A 22,461-nucleotide genomic window follows, 5' to 3' on the forward strand; every position below is an offset into this window, starting at 1 on the left:
AGCTTTCTATCTTAACTTTTATAGTTTTTTGTCTTGACAATGGGGAGCACTTTACTTATCAAGTTGATAAAGATTGAATTTCTTTGATTCTGATATGGTTGCTAATTTAGCTTTACTGTCTTTCACTACATTGATGGTGCTGCCGTAGTCTTCAAAAATGATTCGTTGATTTCACCCCAACTTTCTCATTATCCCCCAACTTGTCTAAGCCGCGAAGATTAAACACCGACGAAAAGCTAGCGCACTTGAATGTTTTGTGAACGTAATGGAAGTATTATCAAAAAAATAGAACTTAATGGTGAAATTCACCTTAGTGATTTGCCTCAGGGCAGATCTGCTAAAAACGAATAGACTGCTACTTGAGAACAAACGCTTAGGGATACCAAAACATTCCCTTAATTCCCTCTGGATCGGGATTAAAACCTAACTGACTATAAAAATTAACCACATGAGCGTCAGCAAATAAACTGATGTTGCTAATATCTGCGCGTCTTAGTTCTTTAATCACTTCTAGCATCAGCGCTTTACCCAAGCCCTTACCTTGAAAGTCTGGATGTACGACGACGTCCCAAATCGTGGCATTAAAAGCATGATCTGATGTTGCGCGAGCAAAGCCTATGAGTCGTCTAAAGCCTCCACGTTGCTCCCACATCGAAATCACGACAAAACTATGCTGAAGCGCAATTCGTACCTTGCGCACAGGACGACGTGACCAGCCTACAGAGTCGCATAATTCCTCTAGCTCATACAGATCGATGTCGCGATCGGTACTAAAAAAGATTTGCCCATTTTGATTAGCAACTGGGCGAAGTCTAGTTTTTTTGGCAGGCTCAACAGCACTATTACTAAATAAGCTTTTCCAGAAACCCATTGATGTTGGTAGTTAGATCTTGCTGCAATATATTCAAAATTCACTTCGACTTTATAAACCACACCTATATGTCATATTTATGCCACATTTAGTATGAATGTTTTGCTTTTGTCTGCCGATTATGAGCATACCTTAGGCGACCTCATTTTATCCTCTTTTCTCTGCGATTCCTCACGATTTCCAATGCGATCGCATTTTACTAATGCAGATTTCAGCAAGGTAGACACCTGTTAGCTTAACTAAAATTTGTTGGACATTTTGCCAAAGTTCATCTGTGCCTTGTCTCCAAATATGACCTCAAGCTGTTTTTCGCCAATATTAGCTGAGGTTACCTTTAGTCTTAGGCTAAAAAAGAAGTATTATTAGCTGAATTGTTTATTTCTGCTGTTTTAAGGCTTTTGGTTTCGCGATCGTAAGATGTTTACTAGCAAAAAAGATTAGGTCTGTAATATCTTGCGTTTTTGCTGGCTTTAGAATTTTGATGTTTTATACCTGCACCCGCAATGCTTAAATTTGAAATGCAACTGGGGAGAGACAAATACCAATCTTCATCATGCTTGCTTTTTGAGTCGAGCGGAAGCTTGCTCTTGGGAGGTTGTCGATGACTTCGGGGCTAAAAAGTTCAACGGTTGAGCTACTAAAGCGCTTCAACACGAGTTTCCCACAGTTTTACGAGCAGTTTGTCAGTAGTGAAATTCAACTGCAAAATTTGAGGCTAGCCTATCAGCTCTATCAAACGAGCGAGGCAGTGATTGAGATCAAGCCTGAGGGTAGCAAAAGTGTTTTGTACTTTGCCTATCGCAACCAGTCTTTTTTATTAAACGATATTTTTGGTGTACTAGCTGCCTATGGTCTAACTATCCATAGTTTGAGCCTTTACGGACAGATTTATCCACCGATGCTGGTGTTTGTCAAACTTGTAATTTCCCGTGGGGGTAAAGCGCTGCCTGCAAAAACTGCCGAAAATGTTTACAAAGCCATTAAAGAGACTTTGTTAGGATTTTTTGAAGTAGAGGAAATGCTTGCTTTAGAGTTTAATCTTGATAGTGGGTTGCGCAAAGTTGAAACCAATTTTTACGTCGATCGCGTATTTCATTTACCCGCTTTGTTGGTTGAAGCAGACACACAGCCGGGGCTATTTTATAAAGTGATGAATGCGATCTGGCAAGAAGATCTGCTGGTAGTGAATGCCAACTTGCTCGTGTGGCGCGGACGTACGCGTTTAATTTTGTACTTACTTGGCCCCAACGAAGGCTTAATTCCTGAATATCTCGGTACTAAAATTGCTGAAAGTTTAAAACAGCGATTGTCATTGGGGAAATCGTAAATCTCTTGACTGTGGAAGGTCAATATGGAAAGCTTTTCAAGAACAGACAACGTTCTATCTCTTTACAATCAATATAGATACAATCTAAACCGCTATCTCTTGTCTACCAAGAGAATAAATCGCCCTGTTGTCTGCAATCTTATAGAAGCAATTTATTTATTAATAGAGCAAAAGAAACCTGAGATTATTTTCTGTGAAAGCCCAAAAGCAGGTTGCGAACTTTCAAAATTAATGAGTGGCTTGCCTCGCCTTCACAAAGAACTGTATTTAAAAACTGACTATACCTTATTAACTCAAAAACAAATTGAATATGAAAACCTAGTTTGGAAGCTTTTATTGCATAGCTTTACTGTGGAAGAAGATTTCAAAGTTGATTACTGGATTGGACTCGATCTCAATGTTATCGACTATGGTCTTTTTGATAAAAACTTAAATTATCGTGAAGGAGCAACGGGTTTTACATATCACATCCACTGTCCACCTATTGTTACACCTAGAAGTTTAGTCGGTGCAATTTGCCGCAGCTTCGTTTATCGCAAATTAGGAGCATCTCTAGATACAACTACAGGTCTATTGATCCGTTGTCTATTTGAGTCGATCAAAAATGTTGGTTGGCTTCTGCCATATCAAGATCAATGTATTGTGTGCGAACGCCCAGTAAAAATCAATCTAGATCGTAAGTTTTTACCCACTACAAAAGATGAACCAGTAATAACATTCAGTGATGATTATTCTCTATTTCTGATTTGAGGTAGATTAAGATTTAAATTTCGCATTTGGTTCGAGTATTATTGTGCGGAATTAGGTTTGTTTCTTTGGTGCTAAAGTATCCTTACGATCGCGAGAACTTAACGCGACTAAACTTTAAGCCCACAGCAAGGATCGTCAAGAATGCCAGACCAAGCAAACCCGCTAGCGGGTTGCCGTTGATCCCAGTAAACAATTCTGAAACAGCTTGGGTTGGCTTAAGCCAGTGAGTGGTATTCACGATGTAATAGCCCCAAACAAGACCACCGTGTAAGCCGATCGCAAAGCCCAGACTTCCTTTGAACAAATGCCTTGCCAGCACCAAACATATCCCTAGCAATACCAAACCTGGAAATTGCACCCAAGAAGCCAAAATGAACTCAATAGGCTTGAGGAAGTGCAAAACTGCATAGAGAATGCTGCAAATCCAGAGCGATCGCCCCTTGCCGTAATCTTGATTTAGCTCCGTGAGAAACCACCCTCGGAATAACAGCTCCTCAGCAAAACCCACACCCACTCCTGTTAAGAGTCCTGCTAAAATTGCCCCCTGCCAATCGGCTCCCCCTTGCCAACTCTGCCATCCCAAAAACACCTGTACCTGCATCAGTGCAAATAAGATTGTAGCCCCCAGACTGATTCCAAGCAGACAAGCTCGCCCACTGCTAGCGTTAAATACCAGTCCATAGTGGGTATAGGGCTTGTTGGTTTTGACAACCTTTCGCCCCCACTCGCCAATTAGCCAGATAAATAGGCTGTACAGAAAAACGACAAGATAGGCACCGCTGCGATCGCCAAAAATCAAAAATATCGGCGCAGCGATCGGCAGCCATAGTGTTGCCAAGAGTAATAAAAATAGCCCCAATCTTACTGGAGCTGGATAAGTTGCTACGCTTTGAAAGCTTTTCGGTAGGTTCACGATTCTGGCTCAATCGTACTGGTTAAACCTTTGCTCTTGAGTCCTTCACAATAAAACTCTGCATGTTCTTTGACGCAAGTGATAACCAAAGCACAGCCATTCGTATGTGCTTCCATCATGATATCTACTGCCTGTGGCTGAGAAAGATTAACCACCTGTACGAGAGTTTGGACGACATGTTCCATGGAGTTGTAGTCGTCGTTATGAAGCAAAACCCTATATCGAGGTGCAATTTTGGGGGTTGTGACTCGACGCTCTATCGTTTCTGTTGACATAAATAATCTCCATCATCAATACGGTTTCTACAATCAAAATGAAGTCCTACTATCTATTCTGCGCTGTAAACACAAGAACAATCCCTCTGACATCTGAGCCGAGGGATATATTCATGACTACTTCGGGTGAATAAACCCAATGAGTTCAACCACAAAAGAAATATTTGTAGGATTTTTTGTGCTTTGAAGTTACGTAATACTACCTATGTCATTATATAAATTTTTCTAAGAGCTGTCTTAGCTTTTCCATAGATCGTCCTAGACCTACAGCAAACTGATTAAAGACAGAGAAGATGAAGAACGCGATCGCTGCTATTTATAACAGGCTGACCAGCAAAGCTTTTTGGGCATGAAGGCGATTTTCAGCTTCATCCCAAATACGCGACTGTTTGCCTTCCATCACATCATCGGTAATCTCTTCGCCGCGATGGGCAGGTAAGCAATGCAGCACAATTGCCGAACGATCTGCTAAAGCCATCAGATCGGTGTTCAGTTGGTAGGGTTGAAAGATGGGAATGCGATCGACAGCTTCCGATTCTTGCCCCATACTTGCCCAGACATCGGTATACAAAACGTGAGCTGCTTGAACTGCTAATTTGGGATCGTGGGTAACAATGACTTCAGAGCCCCTGGCTAGGCTTCTCGCTTGCGCCACAATGGCTGGATCGGGAGCAAATCCTTTGGGGGTAGCCACGCGAATATTCATTCCCACCAAAGCGCAGCCTAAGAGGAGCGAGTGTGCCATATTATTGCCGTCACCCACATAGGTCATGGTCAAGCCTTGTAACTTACTAAAGTTTTCCTGCACGGTAAGTAAGTCAGCTAGTACTTGACAGGGATGTTCGAGATCGCTCAAGGCATTAATAATGGGAATTTTGCAATATTTTGCAAAGGTTTCTAGTTCTAACTGGGCAGAGGTGCGAATCGCTAAAATATCCACGTAGCGATCGAGAACTCTCGCTGTATCTTCAATCGGTTCGCCTCGACTCACTTGAGTCACGCTTGGATCGAGGTCAATCACATGACCGCCAAGTTGGTGCATGGCTACAGAGAAACTAACTCTGGTTCGTGTTGAAGCTTTGCGAAATAGCAACCCCAATGTTTTACGTTGAAAGTCAGGTTTGATTTCGCCAGACTTTAATTGTTTTGCCAAAGCTAGCAAATCGTAGATTTCTTGTGTTTGCAAATCTGCCAAGCTTAAAAGATCGCGACCCTGTAAATTGCCCATGAATAGATTCCTTGAAGTAAAACTTTCTGATGCTCTTACGTTTTGTTGGCTTTAGATGTTAACCCCTGATTTACGGGCTAACCAAATTTCCCAACTTCGTAAAACATTTGTTCTAACTCTTAGCAAAGAAGTTTTTTTGTTATTGTCGCCCTTGTCACTGTTGTTGCAAGGTGGTTGTACCAGAACGGTAAATAGACCTAAACGATTCCCTACTAATGTGTCGGTAAACAAGCGATCGCCGATCATGGCAACTTGTTCGGGGGGCAGTTTCATCGCCTCTAATGCCTGACGAACCATTCGTCGAGAGGGCTTTCCGGCACGAGAACGAAAAGGAAGATCCAAATTTTCAGCAATGTTTTGAATGCGGCGATTGCTAAAGTTATTACTGATCAGCCAAATGGGATAGTCTTGCCGCATCAAATCGATCCATACCTTAATCTCTGGGGAAGCTTCAGATTCGTGATTGCCGACAATGGTGTCATCGACATCTAGGATCATGCCCCGCAGACCATGCTTCTGCATTAGCTCAGGGGTGATCGCAGCGATCGACTGAGACAAAACTAAATCTGGAGTGATTAACTGCCAAGGAAGCATGATTAAGATTTAGGCTTACTAGATAAAGGATTTTGAAAACTCTAAAACCTTTGAAAACTAAGTCCTGCAATTCGGATCTTTTTCACAAGAATTTTTGTGGGACTGCATCAGATCAATATACCACTTCAAAGACAGGGAAAAAGCTTGCAATTCTTTGCCTCAAACTCTACGAAAGATAGGCTCAGAGCTTTCATAAATTTCAATGAATTCAAATGAACGACCCCATCGCAGATGGATGGGGTATCAAATTAAATTTTTCTTGCCAAGGGCTGGAATCCCAAGAGATAGAGAATCTACTACTTGGTGAGATTGGGTGAGATTGAACTTGGTATTAGTTACTCTCTGTTTTGGATCTAAATTGTTTGTCTACCTGTTGAACTGCCTGTTTGTGTTCTTCGAGGGTACGGCTAAAAATATGGCTGCCATCATACCTAGCCACAAAGAATAGATATTCCGTTGCTTCAGGATTGAGGGTCGCTTTAAGACTGGCAAGACTGGGTGAGGCGATCGCGCCAGGGGGCAATCCTTCATTCATATAGGTGTTATAGGGTGAAGGCGTTCTGACTTGATCGAGGGTTAGGGGTTTATCAGGGGTCTGCTTGATCTTGAGACCATATTCAACCGTAGGATCGGCCTCGAGCGGCATATTGCGTTTTAGCCTCTGCCAAAACACGCCTGCGATCGTGCGACGCTCTTTTTCAAGTACCGCTTCTTTTTCGACAATACTAGCCAGTGTGACCCAATCAGCCAAACTGATGGCGATTTTGGACTGACCAGATTGACGTGCCTTATAAACTGGCAAAGCAGTCTGCTCAAAGCGATCGAGCATCAGTTCGATCAAGCGCTCGGGCGATACTTCGTTGGGAGGGATTTGATAAGTATCGGGAAATAAGTACCCCTCTAAGCTGGGAATACTATCAGGTAACCAAGACCTGCGTTTGGGCTGAACTTTGTTTGCCGCTGTGATAAATTCAGCCGCAGGGAAAAAGCCCTTTTCCTCAAAATAAGCTGCCATCTGAGCGATCGTCCAACCTTCAGGAATGGTGAAACGCACCTCCACAGGTTTGGCTGTCTGTAATTGGGCGACAACTTCCCGCAAGGGTTGGGTTGTCGAAAAATCATAGATTCCAGCTCGTAAAGGTCGCGTATCCCCCTCTTCCCAAGCTAACCACTGAAGCCAGAGACGGAGGGCTAAACTCGAACGAATTACACCCGCCGCTTCCAATTCACGTCCAATCACTTGGGAAGGCATACCATCAGGAATTTTGATCCTAACGGATGTGCTAACAGTATTGCTTGGTGCACCACTAGCCCATAGCCACCATAAACTACTACCCCAGCCAGACAGTAGCAGCGTTAAAGGCAAAAACACACCGTAGAACCACCAGCTAGGCTTCTTCTTCTGCGTCTTCTGCATCAATTAGGTGCTCTGCAACGTAGGGCTGAATGTATTCGATTTCTTCAGGTGAGAGCAGTTCTGGTTTACCATCAGCGCCGAGTTTGGCAAAAAATATCAATGGGTCAACAGAGGTAAACACGGAATAGGCCTGTTCTTCATGGTAGAAGTTAGCTAATTCTTGAAACTCTTCGCACTCACCCTCTTCTTCTGTGCCGATGCCAATCTCATAGATATCATCTTCAATTAATTCAGGTAGTTCCCCTTCAACGGTCAGGGTAAAAGCCGTTCGCTTTAGTTTTAGATTTTGTTCGGCAAGAACTGCGTGGGCGGTCTCAAAAATTTGATCGATCTCATCATCGTCGATATCGACGAGTTCTTCTTCCTCTTCTTCGGTCTCTGATGCTTGCCAGGCAAAGATTTGCACCGAATGATCGACGGGTTGGAGCAAGAAATACTCTTTCCCTTCAATATCAAAGGTGGTCTCTAAGAAACATGGCAGGGATTTACCTGCATCATCCGTCAATATCAGTGTTGATCCATCCATAAATTAGGAAATGTTTTAACTTCTTTGCACAGGTATAGCCTACAGAGCACGTTGCATAAGCATCCTTGCTCTAAGAAATTATGACAGTTTTTGGATCACAAAACTTGAACATTTGATTTTTGCTATTGAAAATCATGGTTGACTATCGATCGCGCCGTCGATCTAACCATTGCTGCAAAATGAGCGCTGCTGCTTTGCGATCGATCATGCCCTTATTTTCTCTGGGCGAAAACCCTTGGGATTGCATGATTTGCTCCGCCTCAAAAGAGGTCAACCTTTCATCGACATACTCTAAAGCTAGACCTAGGTGTTTCGATGCCCCACGCGCAAACTTTTGCACCTGTTTGGCTTGGTAGCCCAGACTGCCGTCCATGTTATAGGGTAACCCTACTACTAGGGTCGTAACTTCGCGATCGCTGACCAAAGCTTGTAACTGTGCCATATCCTCCTGCCAGGATTTGCGGACAATCGTGGTAATGCCATGGGCAAACATGCCCAAGCGATCGCAGCCCGCTACACCAATGCGCTTACTGCCTACATCTAAACCTAATGCAGCCACAACGTTATTCACAGCATTCACAGCGATATTGTTTGGTAGGGTTGTACGTTTTGAATGAGCATCCTCGTTTTGGCAATGATACTCGTCCAATCATCTTGGGCGATCGCTTCGGGTAAAAAAAGCTGACTAGAGATGCCAACAGCGATCGCCCCAGCTTCAAGATATTCTGCTGCGTTGGTTAAATTTACACCCCCGGTCGGAATCAGCGGAATATCTTTTAGGACTGGCTGGAGGCAGGTGAGATAGTCTACGCCCCCCATAAGCTTAATCGGAAATACCTTTACGGCGGCGGCTCCCGCTTGCCATGCAGTTACAATCTCGGTAGGGGTCAATGCCCCCGCAATCACAGGAATATTTGCATTCTTGCCGATCTCAATCAGGATGGGATCGGTGTGAGGCGTGAACAAAAACTTGCAGCCGCAGGCGATCGCACGTTCTGCCATATCGGAATTGAGGATTGTCCCCGTCCCAATTTTGCAATCAGGCAGTTCGTGCTGCAACTTTGGGATGAGAGATTCTGCCCTATCGGTGTTCCAAGTGATTTCCATCAACTTGATTCCGCCTGCGGCGGCAGCAAGTGCCATTTCACGCGCTAGGTTTGCCTGATCTGAGCGAATTACGGCAATGACCCGATGTTGCTGAAGAAGATTCAACCAAGAACTCACAAAATTTTTCGATTAACTCCCAAAGATCATGCCACGAATAGGCAAAAACATCAGATAAAGATCTACCGCAAAAATGCTCGTAAAAAATACTAGATCGAAACGCTAGAATGTCACCATGTCTCATTCCACCGAAACCAACACTCACTACCACACCCTTGGCGTGCATTACAAAGCGGCACAGTCAGATATTAAGCGGGCATATCGAGAACTTGTCAAAAAATATCATCCCGATTGCAACCGTAATCTTGACAATCACGACCACATCGCTGCGGTCAATAACGCCTATGAGGTGCTGAGCAATCCCCAAAGTCGAGCCTCCTACGATCGCAGTATCGGCATTGCCAATATCAAGTTTGTTTCTAGCGGAGCTGCAAAGCGTGCTAAACGGGCAAGCAGTTTTGACGAAGAAGAGTTGCTAGACATGTGGATCAAACAAGTCTATGAACCCATTATTAGCGTATTAAGCGAAATTTTAGATGAGTTAGATGACCAGATCGATCGCCTCGCCGACGATCCGTTTGATGACGAGTTGATGGATAACTTCCAGACCTATCTAGAGGAATGTCATAACTCATTTATGAGAGCGCAGATTTTCTTTAGAGGAATTCCCAACCCCTCCTGTGCAGCCAACGTTGCATCCAATTTATATCACTGCTTGAATGTCCTAGACGATGGCATTGAAGAGTTTCGCTTTTTTACCCTAAATTTTGACGATCAGCATTTACATACAGGGCAGGAATTGTGGCGTAGAGCTGAGGAAATGCGAAGCTATGCTCAAGCTTCTATGCAAAACCTAAGACCTTAAAACCTGCGTCCTCCAAATCTTTTCCTAAAGTTCCCATAGCAAATCAAGATTTTCACGCAAATTCCTACCGACGAGATGCCAGCCTCTCTGCCCTGATACCCTTTTCAAAAATCATGACAATGCATCTTTTTGAAAAGACCGTACAGAATGCGGAGCCCAAAACTCAATCTGTTAAAAGATGTCAATATTGACCCTATATTTTTCTAGGAAATCACCTTATCCCATAAAAAGGAAATAAAAATGAAGAAATAAGTTGTCAATATAACTTCAAGCTCTTATGCTTCTAGAATAGAGCTTCTAGAATAGAGTTTTTCGGTAATTACAACATGAACTTACCCTCTCTTGCTGTAGTCTTCAATTTCCCTCAAACAAAGTCCTTAAGTATGGACTTCTGTTCCGAGATGCTTCTAAACCAACTTCAGCAAAATCCTTCTCTTCCCTTCAAACCAGAAGCGATTATTCCACAGCATTATTACCAAATATTGACCAGAATCCCTTGGTTGGGTAAAAAATGGCCTATTCGCACCTTAGATATCATGTTCAATCACTTTTGGGTCTATCCTCAGGCTCTTAAGAAGGTACGAAGGCACTTTCGTTATTTCCATATTTGCGATCATAGTTATGCCAATTTAGTTCATGACCTTCCTGCGGAACGCACGGGAGTTTTTTGCCACGATCTCGATGCTTTCCGATCGCTCTTAGAACCAGAGAAGTATCGTCGGGGTTGGCACTATAATGTCGGGCAAAAGCACGTTCTCACGGGAATGCAAAAAGCTAAGTTTGTATTTTACACGACCCAAGAAGTTCGCCAAGAAATCGAACGTTACCAATTGATCGATCCCAGTAAACTCATTCAAGCTCCATTGGGCATAGCGGCTGAATTTAATGCGATCGCTTCCCAAGTTCCCTCAAAAGCATTAGATGCAGTGGGAAAAAGTCCATATTTACTCAGCATCAGTAGCAATCAAATTCGCAAACGCCTTGACATTCTATTGCAGATTTTCGCAGGAATTCACGAACGTTTTCCCGAACTTAAGCTAGTGCGGGTAGGTGCTGAATGGACGCCTCAAATACAAAAGCTGATCCAAAGCTTGGGAATAGAAACAAGTATTATTCGCTTGCAAGGATTGGAACGTAACGATCTGGCAGCACTCTATCGTCAGGCTACGATCACCCTAGTAACCAGTGAGTCAGAAGGGTTTGGATTACCTGTGATTGAAGCCCTAGCCTGTGGCTCTCCTGTAGTTGCGAGTGATATTCCAGTTCTGAGGGAAGTTGGTGGGAGTGCTGTGACTTTCTGCCCCCTAACGCATATTTCCGATTGGGTGACGACGCTAGAGAAACACCTTCAAGACCCCAGCGTTCAACCGTCAAAAGCAGAACGATTAGGGCAAGCTGCTAAGTATTCTTGGGCAGCTCATGCAAAAACGATTAGCGAGGCTTATGAGCAACTAGAAAGCTAGATATAGCCAGACAAGGGAGCGAAGAGTTGGGAGTTACAATCTTGTTGTTGAACGATAGAAGCGTTTGTGTTCGTACAGTTTGATGAAGTCCACTTTGAGGGCAAATCGTGGGCGAATACGAATCCTAGATGCAGGTCGCAGATTTTGGAATTAAAGAACTGTGCTTTGCGATCGCCGATTTTGAAAAAAATTGTACTTCTAACCAAGCAATGATTTGTTAGGGCGTCATTACCATTTTGAGCACTACTAAAAAGCTTGGCTAAAAATAGTCAGAATCTTCGCAAAAAATGGATGCTTTTTGCATGGAACTTTCATGCTTTTTTGAGAATCATAGTGAATGCGATTTAGAAAGATATATTTCGAGAAATCTGACATATAATTACTTCAAAATTACGGAAAAACATAATTAATCACGCAAAATCAAAGAATTTCATCATAATTTTTTACTTAACTTATAGGATTCATTGCCATATCTATAAATTAAAAATTCATACTTAGACTTTTATTTTGAAAGGGGTATAGGGGTAATTGATGTAATCACACGATAAAAATACTGAAATACCTTGTGATGATAGGTCGTTAAAATTGATTGAACAACGACAATATTCAAGCGATAATATTCAAACGCACTTCATGTTTCGGGATTTAGCTCCATAGTACTCCGACAATAGAATGGGTTACATGGAATCTAAACTACTTCTCATTTCAGTAGTTCTGTTGCCAATTAGAAAGCTACACGAGCGCTAATATGCCAATATTCATAGCATCAAGAAAATGAGTAGGGTAATTTCAAGGATTCGGGACTTTTGCAAAACAATTATGAGTAGGTGGGGGATTGATGATGAATGAGGGACTATATAACCATCTCAACAAGGTAATTGAGTATATTCAGCAGATAAGGGAGAGTCCCGATCTGCCAGTGCAATTTCAAGAATCTTTGTATACGATGAAACGTACTTGCGATCGCCTCGCCGATCAGTTTAATCGCACCGTACATGTTATTCAGGCTTTAGAACAGCAGGTGGAAGCCCTTCAGCAAGAAAAAGCCGAACTCCTCTACAGACTCCATACAAATACCACCCCTACACTTACAGAATCTCCTGATATTGATACACTTTTGGCAGTGTTGTCGAGCCAAATGCGCCAATCTATGGATGTTCGGGAATTACTCGAAATATCCGCTCTAGAAATTCGTCAGATGCTGAATGCTGACCAAGTAATCGTCTACAGATTTACACCAGGTTGGAGCGAACTGATCTCATTTGAATCTGTCGTATCAGAACAATGGTCGCTTTTAGGTCAGCCACTTCCACCGATCTATTACAATTTAGAGTGGTTAAAAGCATATCAAAATGGGCTAAGCAAGTCCCTCGACGATATCCAAAAAGCTCAGCTTTTTCCAGCTATTGCTGACTCTTTGCTTCGATTTCAGATTTGTTCGACTGCAGCTGTGGCTATTCCTAAGGGTAAAAGTTTATGGGGGCTGGTAATCGTACATCAATACTCGTCTAAGCGTGTATGGCAGGCGTGGGAACTAGAGTTTTTAGAAAGACTGGCTATTCGGTTTGCGATTGACATTCACCAAGTGTCTCTGCTGGAGACCTTTCAGACGGTGCTACAAGAGCGTCAAACGGCTCAAACCCAACTTTTACACACGACCCTCCATGATGCGTTGACAGGACTGCCCAACCGTGCGGGCTTTATGGAATGCCTTAGCAATATCATGGTCAGTGTACAAAATGGGACGTCTAATCGCTTTGCTATTCTCTTTCTTGATTGCGATCGCTTCAAATCTGTGAATGATAGCCTTGGTTATTCCATTGGCGATCATTTGCTGGTAATGATTTCAGAACGCTTAATGCGCTGCATACGGGCTGGAGATGTCATTTCTCGTTTTAGCGGCGACGAATTTGTCATTCTTTTGGAAGAGGTTGAAGGCAATGCGGTGCGACAGGTTGCTGAAGCAATTGTATCGGAGCTTCAAGAGCCTTATAACCTCGGAGAGCATATCGTATTTTCTTCGGCAAGCATTGGCATTGTCTTTCACAATACAGACTATACCTCTGCTGAAGAGATTTTACGGGATGCCGATCTTGCGATGTATCACGCTAAAAAATGGAACCGCGGTCAATACTCAATTTTCCATCCAGATATGCGCTTGGGTGCCTTGACGCGATTGCAACTAGAAGAGGATTTAAGAAAAGCTGTAGAACGACAGGAGTTTCAACTGCATTATCAACCGATCGTGTCTGTGGAAAATAATCAAACCGTCGGATTTGAAGCACTTTTACGCTGGCAACACCCATCGCGTGGGTTCGTCCCACCCCTTGATTTTCTTGGTATTGCTGAAGAAACAGGTTTAATTATTCCCATTGGCAAATGGGTACTTTATGAAGCCTGCCGTCAGCTACGGCGATGGCAAGAGGAATTTCCCACAGCGTCCCCACTCTATGTAAGTGTCAATGTTTCGCCTTTACAGGTCAACCAAGTTGATTTTATCGATCGGGTGATGCTGGTTCTTAAAGAAACAGGAGTCGAAGCAAACTGCTTAAAGATCGAAATTACTGAAACTGTGTTGATGGAAAATCTAGAAGCCTCGCGGTTAAAGCTGGAAAGCTTACGTAACAACGGTATAGAAGTTTATATTGATGACTTTGGTACGGGGTATTCTTCTTTTAGTTACTTGCAAAATCTTCCCATTGATGTGCTCAAAATCGATCGCGCCTTCATTAAAGAACTCACGAAAGATGAAAAAAGTCAGCGCATTGTGCAGACAATCTTACGACTAGCCAGCAGCATGGGTATTGGCATTGTGGCGGAAGGCGTAGAAACTGCCGAGCAGCTTGATTGCTTCACACAAATGGGAAACCAGTCTGTGCAGGGCTACTACATTTCAAAACCGCTAGAAAGTTCTGCGGCAAATAGCTGGATCCGCTCGACGCTTTGAGATCCTAAGTTACGCTTCCCGCTCGAGTTTGCGATCGCACCATTCTTCAAGTTGTTGCAAAAAATGCAACAGAGGCTGTCTCATCAAAAGTGGAGGGCTATACTTAACCACAAAACTCATCAGCTCGGCTATGAAATTACTGCGAATTCTGCTCAGCTTTGCTCTGACCTGTCTCTTGCTCTTTGGTTCTCCGATCGCAGCCTTTGCCTTTTGCGGCTTTTACGTGGCTAAAGCCGATGCCTCACTCTATAACAAAGCCTCGCAAGTCGTCATTGCCCGCGATGACAAGCGCACGATTCTAACCATGGCAAACGACTATCAAGGCGAACTAAAGGACTTTGCCCTCGTTGTACCCGTTCCTGTTTTGTTAGAAAAAGAGCAGGTACATATTGGCGATCGCAAGATTATCGAGCGACTGGATGCCTTTAGCGCCCCGCGATTGGTGGAATATTTCGATTCCGATCCCTGTGCCCAATATTTTTACGATCTCGAATCTAAAAATCAACCCACTCAGTCCTCTACAGACTCAGGCGGTGCTAGACGCAGACTGGATGAATTAGGCGTAACGGTAGAAGCACAATTCACAGTGGGAGAATATGACATTCTCATCCTCGGTGCTAAGGAATCAGACGGATTGGAAACTTGGCTGACCGAAAATGGCTATCGCATTCCCCCAGGGGCGAGCGAACTGTTGCAACCCTACATTCGCCAAAACATGAAATTCTTTGTAGCCAAGGTAAATCTGGGCGAACAACAAAAAACGGGACTACAGTACCTGCGACCCTTGATGATGGCATATGAGTCGCCTAAGTTTATGCTGCCAATTCGTTTGGGGATGGTGAATGCTTCGGGCGATCAGGACTTACTGGTTTACATTCTCTCACCCAAAGGTCAGGCAGAGGTGATTAATTACCGTACGGTTAAGGTTCCTTCGGATGCTGAGATTCCAGTTTACGTGAAACAAACGTTTCCCGATTTTTACAAGGCAATGTTCAAAACCGCCTACAATCGCGAAGATCGGAAAGTCGCTTTTATGGAATATGCTTGGGATATGTCGAGCTGCGATCCTTGCTCGGCTGAGCCTCTGTCACAGGAGGAACTGAAAAAAGCTGGTGTGTTTTGGCTTGACACCCCAAGTGTTAACGATGGAGTTCCCACTTTTCGATCGAGAAGACCGCAACCCACTTCCGATCGCGTATTTATTACCCGCCTTCACGTTCGCTATTCCAGAGACAAGTTTCCCGAAGATCTGATTTTTAAGGAAACTTCTAATAACGAATTCTTTCAAGGTCGCTATATTCTCCGCCACCCCTTTGAAGGAACGGCTGCTTGCGAAACAGGGAAGCAATATAAACAGGCTTTACCCGCACGTTTCGAGCAAGAGGCTCAGACCTTGGTCAAGCTCACGGGATGGAACATTTGGGAGATTCGCCGCAAGATGAATATCTCACCCGCCACCCAAGAAATTCCCTTCTGGCGCAGGATTTGGCATTAAAGAAAGGAACAGCAAATAGCAGTAGGGGCAATTCATGAATTGCCCCTACTACTGTTTTGGAGTGGTGGGGGATGCTAATAGATTGGCAAATGGGGGGAATGCTTGTACCAGATCCCATTGGTTCGTATTTTCCGAATAGCGTTCCAATATTTGGGGGGTGTTATTGGTAGCATAAAGAGTGAAGGGCTTATTCTAATGGATGACCTATGAAACTACTATCAGATATGGGCTTTACGGGTGATTGGTGGCGCGGTTCACGGGGTGAATATTGGGTAATCGCTCAGATACTTTTATTCATCGTTTTTGCGGTCTTACCCACTTACCGACCGAGCATCGTTGATGGCGCACCTGTTTGGCAATATGCCAGTTGGAGTTTGACGGTGGTGTTTGGGCTTTGGGCAATATTTTTGCTGGGGCGATCGCTGTTTGATCTAGGGCAAAATCTGACACCGCTACCGCATCCTAGAGAGGATGGACAACTCGTGCAAACGGGAATCTATGGTATCGTCAGGCATCCTTTATATAGTGGTGTTGTCTTTTTGGCGTTAACCTATGCCAGTTGGCAAATGAGTGTCGTGCATGGTCTGGGCGCGATCGCTTTGCTCCTATTTTTTGATGCAAAAGCAAACAAAGAAGAAGTTTGGCTAACTGAAAAATTTCCTAATTATGTTAACTATCGTTCTGTAGTCAAAAAGTTAATTCCTTGGATTTACTAACGACTAAGATGCTTAAATAATATGTAAGTGCGTTTAGCTAAACCTATGTTAATGGCAAGAATCTCATTGATTTTAGTTTTGTAATACATAAACGCCTACGTAGGTTTTGAGATTGGGCAAAAAAGATAGTCTTAGAGCGAGATCGGGAGACTTAACTTATGGATATCCAAGATATCCAACAAAGGTTGGAAAAGCATAAGCAATGGGCAGAAACCGATGGTAAAGAGGGAGAAAGATTTAGTACTTTTATTGTTAATCTCAGCAGTGCTAATCTAATTGGAGCCAATCTTAACAAAGCCAATTTGATTGGTGCCAATTTTAGTAAGGCTAATCTGATTGGAGCCGATCTTAGTGGAGCTAATCTATTTAAAGCCAATCTCAGTGGGGTTAACCTATACAAAGGTAATCTCAGTGGAGCAAATCTCAAAGGAGTTAACTTTAATGGAGCTAATTTGATAGGAGCCAACTTGAATGGAGCCAATCTTGATGAAGCCAACCTTAGCTTTGCTAATCTCAGAGATGCCGACCTTAGGAATAGTAATTTAAAAGAAGCTGACTTTTTTGTGGCAAATCTCTGCGATGCCAATCTTAAAGGAGCAGACTTTAACAATACGAACTTTCGAGAAGCTAACCTTGAAGGCGCTGACTTTGAAGGAGCCGATCTATCTTCTTCAAATCTTGCTGAAGCGAAGCTTGATCGCGCCAATCTATGTGATGTCACGATGCCGGGTGGAAATATTGAAGATGAGTATTGGGACTAGCGATCGCCCATTTTGTTCTTATACATCAGATACCCATTTCTCTTAAACTTGCAGCAGATTGGGGTTCGGGTTTAATGCAGAGTGAGGTCTTTTTTTGAAAATGGTATGATTTCTGTCTCTCTAATTCTCTCTACATGAGAATGAGTAGTTGCATCAAAATGCCAACCTTTTTGGCTCCAATTAAGCAATTACAGACTTTAATGCTTCAGCAACTTCTGTCGCAGTCTGGTAGCGATCGCTGGGTGCAGGTGCGCTTAGCTTTACAACGATCTTTGTCAGCACAGAAGGAATTTGAGCGATGCGATCGCTATACAAACACATTCCCATGCCTCGATCTTCCAAATAGGTAGCGGGATCCTTCCCTGTCAGCAAATAGATTAAAGTCGGGGCGATCGCATAGAGATCGGATTGAATGACTGGATGACCTTTTGACTGTTCGATGGGACAGTAACTAGGCGCACCAATACGAGTTGTGGAGGGCATTCCAATTTCTTTAACTGCTCCAAAATCAATCAAGATCAAAGCTCGATCGGTATGCCGAATTAGTAGGTTTGCGGGTTTAATGTCGCGATGAATTACAGGTGGATCTTGGGTATGCAGGTAGTTGAGAATTTCGCACAGTTGTATCATCCAAGCGATCGCCTGTTGAATGGGAACAACCCCCTTCTCTCTCACCCAACTCTCTAGATCCTGTCCATAGATCATTTCCATGACCAAATAGGGATGGCGATCGTGGATAAAGAACTTCTCAAACCTAGGAATGCCGGGATGCTTGAGAATGCGGAGGGTACGTGCTTCCCGTTCAAAAAGTTCTTTTGCTTTGGGATTATCCGCCATATCTGCATTCATTTCCTTGAGAACTTGAACTTGCCCACCCTGCCAAACTTGATAGGTCGTTCCCATGCCACCCTGTCCTAGTAGGCGAATCACCTGATAATCTTGAATCGTCTTGATCGCTTTTAAGGGAGCACCACAATAGCGACAGAACATGCTCTCAGAGATATTTCCCATATGCGTACAGTCTGGGAGCACCTTAACAAGAATATTCGGTCCCACTGTCGATAGCTGGATGAGGGATTCACTAGGTAAGGTAATGTAGTGAACCGGTTGTCCTCGCATAAATGTGTTGTTAACACTCAAATTGGTCAGATTCCATCCTTTGGCATTGCGCCGCAGCTCCAAATGATAGCGTGATACGGCGGGATGAGAAATCACAACATGATTGTCAAGGGCACGACCAATCTTGATTACAGGATTATGATGGAACGTCCATGTATGAATGATTTCGGGTTGATTTTGCGATCGCCACAGGTTCAAAGAAATCATGGGCTTATGGGTTCAACCTGGCAGTTAATAAGAATAGCAGTGATGTTGTCGTGACCATTAAGATCGTTACCTAAGGCAATCAACTCTTTTACACCTACTTGGAGGTCAGCATCGGGAGAAAGTAAAGGAAGCAAATGGGTTTGCCAGTTTTGCTCCACCACATCGTTATCACATAGCCCATCCGAACAAAGTAAAAATAACGTTGGTTCGCAAATCGAGAAAAATTGAATTGAAGGACTGACATGGAGATTGGCATTGGGCCCAATTGCTTGGGTCAACTGATGAGCATCAAATCGGGCGATCGCAATCTCAGCATCAACACCTTGATCGATCAAACGATTTGCTACCTCATGATCGCGAGTAATTTGTTCTAACTTCGGATTGGATTCTGATTGGTCATCTTTTTCTATAGAACTGTTGGTAATCTTGTAAATTCGGCTGTCCCCCACATGAGCGATCGCTACTTCTGTATTGTGAAGTGCCAAGATCGCAAGGGTTGTTCCCATTCTTCCCAGTTCGCTACGTAATTCTTGCTCATTGAGATCGTAAATTTCTTGATTGGTTGCAAGAATAATATCTCTTAGCTTTTGTTCGCCCGGTAGTTTATCTGACCAAAAAGGTTGAAATTGATTGGTGATACTGGCGATCGCCATTGCACTTGCTACCTCTCCACTATCATGACCGCCCATGCCATCACAGAGCACAAATAGCGAACGATAGGCTTGGATGAATTCTTGGTCTTTGTCCTCAGAAGTCATAACTTGATGACAAATTTTAAAATCATCTTCATTATGATCTCTGAGTTTACCCACATCAGTCATGCCTGCATACTTGAGAGATTTAAGACGCATTTTTACAGGATTGGCAGGCTGCTCAAGCAGGGTTATTAAAGTTGATGATTGACTGTTATCCAAGGGTGATGAGATCTCCTGTTCTGGAAGATGTTCTTCATCGTTTGCTCGATCTATCGCCAAATCAGATGCTATCTTGGCAGAGCCCAGAGAGAATTCTAAAAAAGGCTCAGTAGTTTCATTAGTTTCTTGGGTTTGACTGTTTTCAACCTCAGTTAAATCTTTTTCTGCGTCTATTTCAGAAGCAGTTTCTAAGGCGATCGCTTCAAGAATAAGCTCATCGACCACATCCAAGTTATTTGTGGGTGAGTTAGCAATAAGTGGGTCAGGACTAGAAGGTTGTTGGGGTGATGCGATCGCAACTGCTATGGATACCTTTGTTTCCAGTGGCAGGGGATCGATTGCAACCGCTAGATTGATACCACAGTTTTGACAAAACTTGTTACTAGCAGGATTTTCAAAGCCACATCTAGGACAGGTAATCATAGAGATCGACGAGCAATTTGCAGAGGGTGTTGACTTGACCAAAAATGCAGTGCCTCCACTATATCAACTTGTTTAACAATCTGATGCACTCAACTCAAAGCGCTTGTTCCAAATCCTGTGCCATTTTCTCTAGACATTTTTAATTTTGAGACTTTGCAGATAGTCATCGGGACGCTCTGGATCGAATCGCCCCCCATCAAAAAAAATTTCAATCCCTCGTGAGGTGGTCGCCGGAATCACGGTGTCAGGAACCCCCAAGGACTTCGCTGCTTCGCGCCAGAGATCTTCGCGATTAACTGCATTTACAATTTCCTTCACTTCAAGTGTTGGTGGGAGCATTCCCCATCGTATATTCTCTGTCAGAAACCAAATATCATGGCTTTTAAAGGGATAGGAGACAGAAACTCCCTGATTTGACCAAAATTTAATCGCTAAATTTGAATTGCGGCTGATTCGCCCATCTCCATAGGTAAAATTGCCTTTGATCCGTTCTACGAGATTTTTGAGATCGATCTGTCTAGAATTGATTTCTTTAAAGGGCGGAATTTTAAACTTGGGATAAATGTGCGAAGCAACCAAGCGACAGACTTCCTCATGGTTTTCTGGTTGGTCGCACCACATTTGTGCCTCCATGATTGCCATTAGCAAAGCTTGCGTTGCTTTAGGATACTGGTCAACCCAGGCAGCACGCATTGCAAATGTTGCCCCAGGATGATTTTCCCAGATTTCTCCAGTGGTAGTTGCGGTAAACCCTTGTTTGAGAGCGATGATTTCAGTCTCCCAAGGGTCGTTGGTACAGACTAGATCGATGTTGTCTGAATTGAGCTGCGATCGCATTGCACTTAGAGGCATCTCGATAATAGACACATCAGCATCAGGGTGAATCCCTGCCGCAGCTAGCCAATAACGCAGCCATAGTTCGTGACTGCTGCGTTTGGCACTTACAGCGCACTTAAACGACTTACCCAACGCTTTCGTGACATAGAGGATGGGTTGTAAAGACGCTCCATCAATCGTGATGCCAAATTTCTTGAATTTTTGACCAAGTACAATGCCACTGCCTTGGGCATTCAGTCGCAAGAGCACGTACATGGGTGTTTTGCGACTGAGTTTATCAAGCTTACCTTCGTTCAATAACTCGGGTAGGGGACTCAAAACTTGCCCCCCATCTAAGCCATCCTTCGCTCCACTAATCTCAATCTGCTCGTACAATCTCTGACTAGAAGGTTGATCGATTAGCTCAACCTCAGTCATGCCATACTTCGCAAAATAATATCGACGTTTGGCTACGATTAAAGGTGCTGATTCCATTGAGGCAATCAAGCCAAGTTTGGCTGCTTTGGTTTCAGGAATATCCGTGCCAAAATTACGCACTATCCTCTGAAACTGTTCAGTTGGCTTCAGATCTCCCGTGCAACTTGATAAGAGACAAGTTCCTATCGTAGTTGCTCCATATTTCGAGAGAAATCTACGTCTAGAGAGTCGATCCACTGCTCAAATTTATGATCAAACTTAAGTGACTTGTTTAAGTCGATAGCCCACGCCATGAATGGTTTCAATGAGATTACGAGGTGCACCTACAGACTTAAGTTTATTGCGCAGACTCTTGATCGTGGCATTGATCGTATCTTCTCTGGGTGGATCTTCTAAAGACCAAACATGCTCGACAATTGTGATCCGTCTAACGACTTGGCGACCATTGTGCAAAAGTAACTCCAAGATGTTGTACTCCTTGGGCGTTAAATGTAGGGATTGACCTTCATAGGTCACCTCATGGACACCAAGATCGACTTGTAAATCGCCCCACTGCAACACAGTAGCCTCAGCAACATTGGCGCGGCGAGACAAGGCCCGAATACGTGCCATTAGCTCAGGTGGGTCAATTGGTTTAACCACATAGTCATCAGCCCCAGCATCTAGCCCCTTCACCTTGTCAGAACTAGTGTCTAGAGCCGTAATCATTAAGATTGGGACAGTGTTATTGTGCGATCGCAAGCGACGGCAAAGACCGATGCCATCTAGCTTGGGGAGCATAAGATCTAACAGAATCAAATTGTATTCGTTACTCTGAGATTTTTCCCAGCCTATTTCTCCATCTTCAGCAATATCGACGATACAGTGATGTCCTGTAAGAATCTCAGCCAGTGTCTCAGCAAGGATGGCATCATCTTCTACAAGCAAAATTCTCATGATCAAGCAGGGTTAGTTATTTGGATAGGAAAAATAAAGCACCAATTCAAAACTTCTTCAAAGGTTTATCCCTTTGGTCATTTTGAAGGCGTTATTTTTGTTTGGATAAGAAAGAGATACTCCCCCTTCCCAGTTGCTTTAGGGTTGATTTGCTGGAGGGTTTAAAGCCTGCCAACTTTTCACATTAATCAAATAATGTCAAAGCTCCTGTAAGTTTAAGTATAGCCTAACTAATTAAGCTTTACGAAGTTACCACGATAAATAACTGAAAGTGTATCCAATCCCTAACAATCTAG

The 22,461-nt window shown here is 43.5% G+C and carries 21 protein-coding genes; 8 read left to right on the forward strand and 13 right to left on the reverse strand.

Features of this window, described 5'->3' with window-relative positions; all coding sequences use genetic code 11:
• Nucleotides 1-373 precede the first annotated feature (373 nt).
• The gene (locus tag V2H45_RS13475) at nucleotides 374-871 is read right to left on the reverse strand and encodes a GNAT family N-acetyltransferase (RefSeq protein ID WP_330484162.1); all 498 of its coding nucleotides are present in this window, start codon (nucleotides 869-871) and stop codon (nucleotides 374-376) included.
• A 601-nt stretch (nucleotides 872-1,472) separates the two neighbouring features.
• Between V2H45_RS13475 and V2H45_RS13480 the strand changes: the two genes are divergently transcribed.
• On the forward strand, nucleotides 1,473-2,198 hold the full coding sequence (locus tag V2H45_RS13480; RefSeq protein ID WP_330484163.1) for a hypothetical protein: 726 nt from the start codon (nucleotides 1,473-1,475) through the stop codon (nucleotides 2,196-2,198).
• Between the two features lie 24 nt (nucleotides 2,199-2,222).
• Nucleotides 2,223-2,948 carry a DUF6745 domain-containing protein gene (locus V2H45_RS13485; RefSeq protein ID WP_330484164.1) on the forward strand — a complete coding sequence of 242 codons (726 nt, stop codon included), beginning with the start codon at nucleotides 2,223-2,225 and terminating at the stop codon, nucleotides 2,946-2,948.
• A gap of 82 nt (nucleotides 2,949-3,030) precedes the next feature.
• Here the strand turns inward: V2H45_RS13485 and V2H45_RS13490 are convergent, their stop codons facing one another.
• From V2H45_RS13490 to V2H45_RS13525, 8 genes are all read right to left on the reverse strand, one after another.
• Nucleotides 3,031-3,861, reverse strand: a complete 831-nt coding sequence (locus V2H45_RS13490) for a CPBP family intramembrane glutamic endopeptidase (protein WP_330484165.1) — start codon at nucleotides 3,859-3,861, stop codon at nucleotides 3,031-3,033.
• Entirely contained in the window at nucleotides 3,858-4,136 is a 279-nt protein-coding gene (clpS, locus tag V2H45_RS13495; protein WP_330484166.1) for an ATP-dependent Clp protease adapter ClpS, read from the reverse strand. The genes V2H45_RS13490 and clpS overlap by 4 nt, the downstream gene beginning before the upstream one ends.
• Nucleotides 4,137-4,452: 316 nt before the next feature.
• The gene (argF, locus tag V2H45_RS13500; RefSeq protein WP_330484167.1) at nucleotides 4,453-5,364 is read right to left on the reverse strand and encodes an ornithine carbamoyltransferase; all 912 of its coding nucleotides are present in this window, start codon (nucleotides 5,362-5,364) and stop codon (nucleotides 4,453-4,455) included.
• Between the two features lie 51 nt (nucleotides 5,365-5,415).
• A complete protein-coding gene (locus V2H45_RS13505) occupies nucleotides 5,416-5,958 on the reverse strand; it encodes a YqeG family HAD IIIA-type phosphatase (protein WP_330484168.1) in 543 nt (180 codons plus the stop codon).
• 331 nt (nucleotides 5,959-6,289) lie between these two features.
• Nucleotides 6,290-7,375, reverse strand: a complete 1,086-nt coding sequence (gene mltG / locus V2H45_RS13510) for an endolytic transglycosylase MltG (protein WP_330484169.1) — start codon at nucleotides 7,373-7,375, stop codon at nucleotides 6,290-6,292.
• Nucleotides 7,347-7,901, reverse strand: coding sequence for a DUF3727 domain-containing protein (locus tag V2H45_RS13515; protein ID WP_330484170.1), 555 nt, complete (start codon nucleotides 7,899-7,901; stop codon nucleotides 7,347-7,349). The genes mltG and V2H45_RS13515 overlap by 29 nt, the downstream gene beginning before the upstream one ends.
• 142 nt (nucleotides 7,902-8,043) lie before the next feature.
• Nucleotides 8,044-8,481, reverse strand: coding sequence for a Holliday junction resolvase RuvX (gene ruvX, locus V2H45_RS13520; RefSeq protein WP_330484171.1), 438 nt, complete (start codon nucleotides 8,479-8,481; stop codon nucleotides 8,044-8,046).
• On the reverse strand, nucleotides 8,478-9,125 hold the full coding sequence (locus tag V2H45_RS13525) for a bifunctional 4-hydroxy-2-oxoglutarate aldolase/2-dehydro-3-deoxy-phosphogluconate aldolase (protein WP_330484172.1): 648 nt from the start codon (nucleotides 9,123-9,125) through the stop codon (nucleotides 8,478-8,480). The genes ruvX and V2H45_RS13525 overlap by 4 nt, the downstream gene beginning before the upstream one ends.
• A gap of 115 nt (nucleotides 9,126-9,240) precedes the next feature.
• Here V2H45_RS13525 and V2H45_RS13530 point away from each other — a divergent pair, with 115 nt between their 5' ends.
• From V2H45_RS13530 to V2H45_RS13555, 6 genes are all read left to right on the forward strand, one after another.
• Nucleotides 9,241-9,930 (forward strand): J domain-containing protein, encoded by a 690-nt coding sequence (locus V2H45_RS13530; protein WP_330484173.1) that lies wholly within the window; start codon nucleotides 9,241-9,243, stop codon nucleotides 9,928-9,930.
• Nucleotides 9,931-10,256: 326 nt separating this feature from the next.
• Entirely contained in the window at nucleotides 10,257-11,393 is a 1,137-nt protein-coding gene (locus V2H45_RS13535) for a glycosyltransferase (protein ID WP_330484174.1), read from the forward strand.
• A gap of 841 nt (nucleotides 11,394-12,234) precedes the next feature.
• Nucleotides 12,235-14,340, forward strand: coding sequence for a bifunctional diguanylate cyclase/phosphodiesterase (locus V2H45_RS13540; protein WP_330484175.1), 2,106 nt, complete (start codon nucleotides 12,235-12,237; stop codon nucleotides 14,338-14,340).
• Nucleotides 14,341-14,470: 130 nt separating this feature from the next.
• Nucleotides 14,471-15,835 (forward strand): DUF2330 domain-containing protein, encoded by a 1,365-nt coding sequence (locus tag V2H45_RS13545; protein ID WP_330484176.1) that lies wholly within the window; start codon nucleotides 14,471-14,473, stop codon nucleotides 15,833-15,835.
• Between the two features lie 206 nt (nucleotides 15,836-16,041).
• Nucleotides 16,042-16,551, forward strand: coding sequence for a methyltransferase family protein (locus V2H45_RS13550; protein WP_330484177.1), 510 nt, complete (start codon nucleotides 16,042-16,044; stop codon nucleotides 16,549-16,551).
• A gap of 158 nt (nucleotides 16,552-16,709) precedes the next feature.
• Nucleotides 16,710-17,312, forward strand: coding sequence for a pentapeptide repeat-containing protein (locus tag V2H45_RS13555; protein WP_330484178.1), 603 nt, complete (start codon nucleotides 16,710-16,712; stop codon nucleotides 17,310-17,312).
• 180 nt (nucleotides 17,313-17,492) lie between these two features.
• On the opposite strand, the gene V2H45_RS13560 is transcribed toward V2H45_RS13555, so the two are convergent.
• The 4 genes from V2H45_RS13560 to V2H45_RS13575 all read right to left on the reverse strand — a co-directional run bounded on the left by V2H45_RS13560 (nucleotide 17,493) and on the right by V2H45_RS13575 (nucleotide 22,165).
• Entirely contained in the window at nucleotides 17,493-18,638 is a 1,146-nt protein-coding gene (locus V2H45_RS13560; protein ID WP_330484179.1) for a protein kinase domain-containing protein, read from the reverse strand.
• Entirely contained in the window at nucleotides 18,635-20,017 is a 1,383-nt protein-coding gene (locus tag V2H45_RS13565) for a serine/threonine phosphatase (protein WP_330484180.1), read from the reverse strand. Before V2H45_RS13565 ends, V2H45_RS13560 begins: the two co-directional genes overlap by 4 nt.
• An 87-nt stretch (nucleotides 20,018-20,104) precedes the next feature.
• Nucleotides 20,105-21,349: a CmpA/NrtA family ABC transporter substrate-binding protein gene (locus V2H45_RS13570; protein ID WP_330484181.1), complete on the reverse strand. Its 1,245-nt coding sequence runs from the start codon at nucleotides 21,347-21,349 to the stop codon at nucleotides 20,105-20,107.
• Between the two features lie 138 nt (nucleotides 21,350-21,487).
• Nucleotides 21,488-22,165 carry a response regulator transcription factor gene (locus V2H45_RS13575; RefSeq protein WP_330484182.1) on the reverse strand — a complete coding sequence of 226 codons (678 nt, stop codon included), beginning with the start codon at nucleotides 22,163-22,165 and terminating at the stop codon, nucleotides 21,488-21,490.
• Nucleotides 22,166-22,461: the final 296 nt, after the last annotated feature.

Source organism: Tumidithrix elongata BACA0141 (genome assembly GCF_036349135.1).
Lineage (GTDB): Bacteria > Cyanobacteriota > Cyanobacteriia > Pseudanabaenales > Pseudanabaenaceae > Tumidithrix > Tumidithrix elongata.

Excerpts from the sequence above, each read along its gene's own strand:
- V2H45_RS13540 (WP_330484175.1), top strand. The coding sequence starts at position 12,235 with ATGAATGAGGGACTATATAACCATCTCAACAAGGTAATTGAGTATATT.
- V2H45_RS13475 (WP_330484162.1), bottom strand. The coding sequence starts at position 871 with ATGGGTTTCTGGAAAAGCTTATTTAGTAATAGTGCTGTTGAGCCTGCC.
- V2H45_RS13480 (WP_330484163.1), top strand. The coding sequence starts at position 1,473 with ATGACTTCGGGGCTAAAAAGTTCAACGGTTGAGCTACTAAAGCGCTTC.
- clpS (WP_330484166.1), bottom strand. The coding sequence starts at position 4,136 with ATGTCAACAGAAACGATAGAGCGTCGAGTCACAACCCCCAAAATTGCA.
- V2H45_RS13530 (WP_330484173.1), top strand. The coding sequence starts at position 9,241 with ATGTCTCATTCCACCGAAACCAACACTCACTACCACACCCTTGGCGTG.
- V2H45_RS13545 (WP_330484176.1), top strand. The coding sequence starts at position 14,471 with ATGAAATTACTGCGAATTCTGCTCAGCTTTGCTCTGACCTGTCTCTTG.
- V2H45_RS13505 (WP_330484168.1), bottom strand. The coding sequence starts at position 5,958 with ATGCTTCCTTGGCAGTTAATCACTCCAGATTTAGTTTTGTCTCAGTCG.
- V2H45_RS13560 (WP_330484179.1), bottom strand. The coding sequence starts at position 18,638 with ATGATTTCTTTGAACCTGTGGCGATCGCAAAATCAACCCGAAATCATT.
- V2H45_RS13550 (WP_330484177.1), top strand. The coding sequence starts at position 16,042 with ATGAAACTACTATCAGATATGGGCTTTACGGGTGATTGGTGGCGCGGT.
- V2H45_RS13515 (WP_330484170.1), bottom strand. The coding sequence starts at position 7,901 with ATGGATGGATCAACACTGATATTGACGGATGATGCAGGTAAATCCCTG.
- V2H45_RS13555 (WP_330484178.1), top strand. The coding sequence starts at position 16,710 with ATGGATATCCAAGATATCCAACAAAGGTTGGAAAAGCATAAGCAATGG.
- argF (WP_330484167.1), bottom strand. The coding sequence starts at position 5,364 with ATGGGCAATTTACAGGGTCGCGATCTTTTAAGCTTGGCAGATTTGCAA.
- mltG (WP_330484169.1), bottom strand. The coding sequence starts at position 7,375 with ATGCAGAAGACGCAGAAGAAGAAGCCTAGCTGGTGGTTCTACGGTGTG.
- V2H45_RS13535 (WP_330484174.1), top strand. The coding sequence starts at position 10,257 with ATGAACTTACCCTCTCTTGCTGTAGTCTTCAATTTCCCTCAAACAAAG.
- V2H45_RS13575 (WP_330484182.1), bottom strand. The coding sequence starts at position 22,165 with ATGAGAATTTTGCTTGTAGAAGATGATGCCATCCTTGCTGAGACACTG.
- V2H45_RS13485 (WP_330484164.1), top strand. The coding sequence starts at position 2,223 with ATGGAAAGCTTTTCAAGAACAGACAACGTTCTATCTCTTTACAATCAA.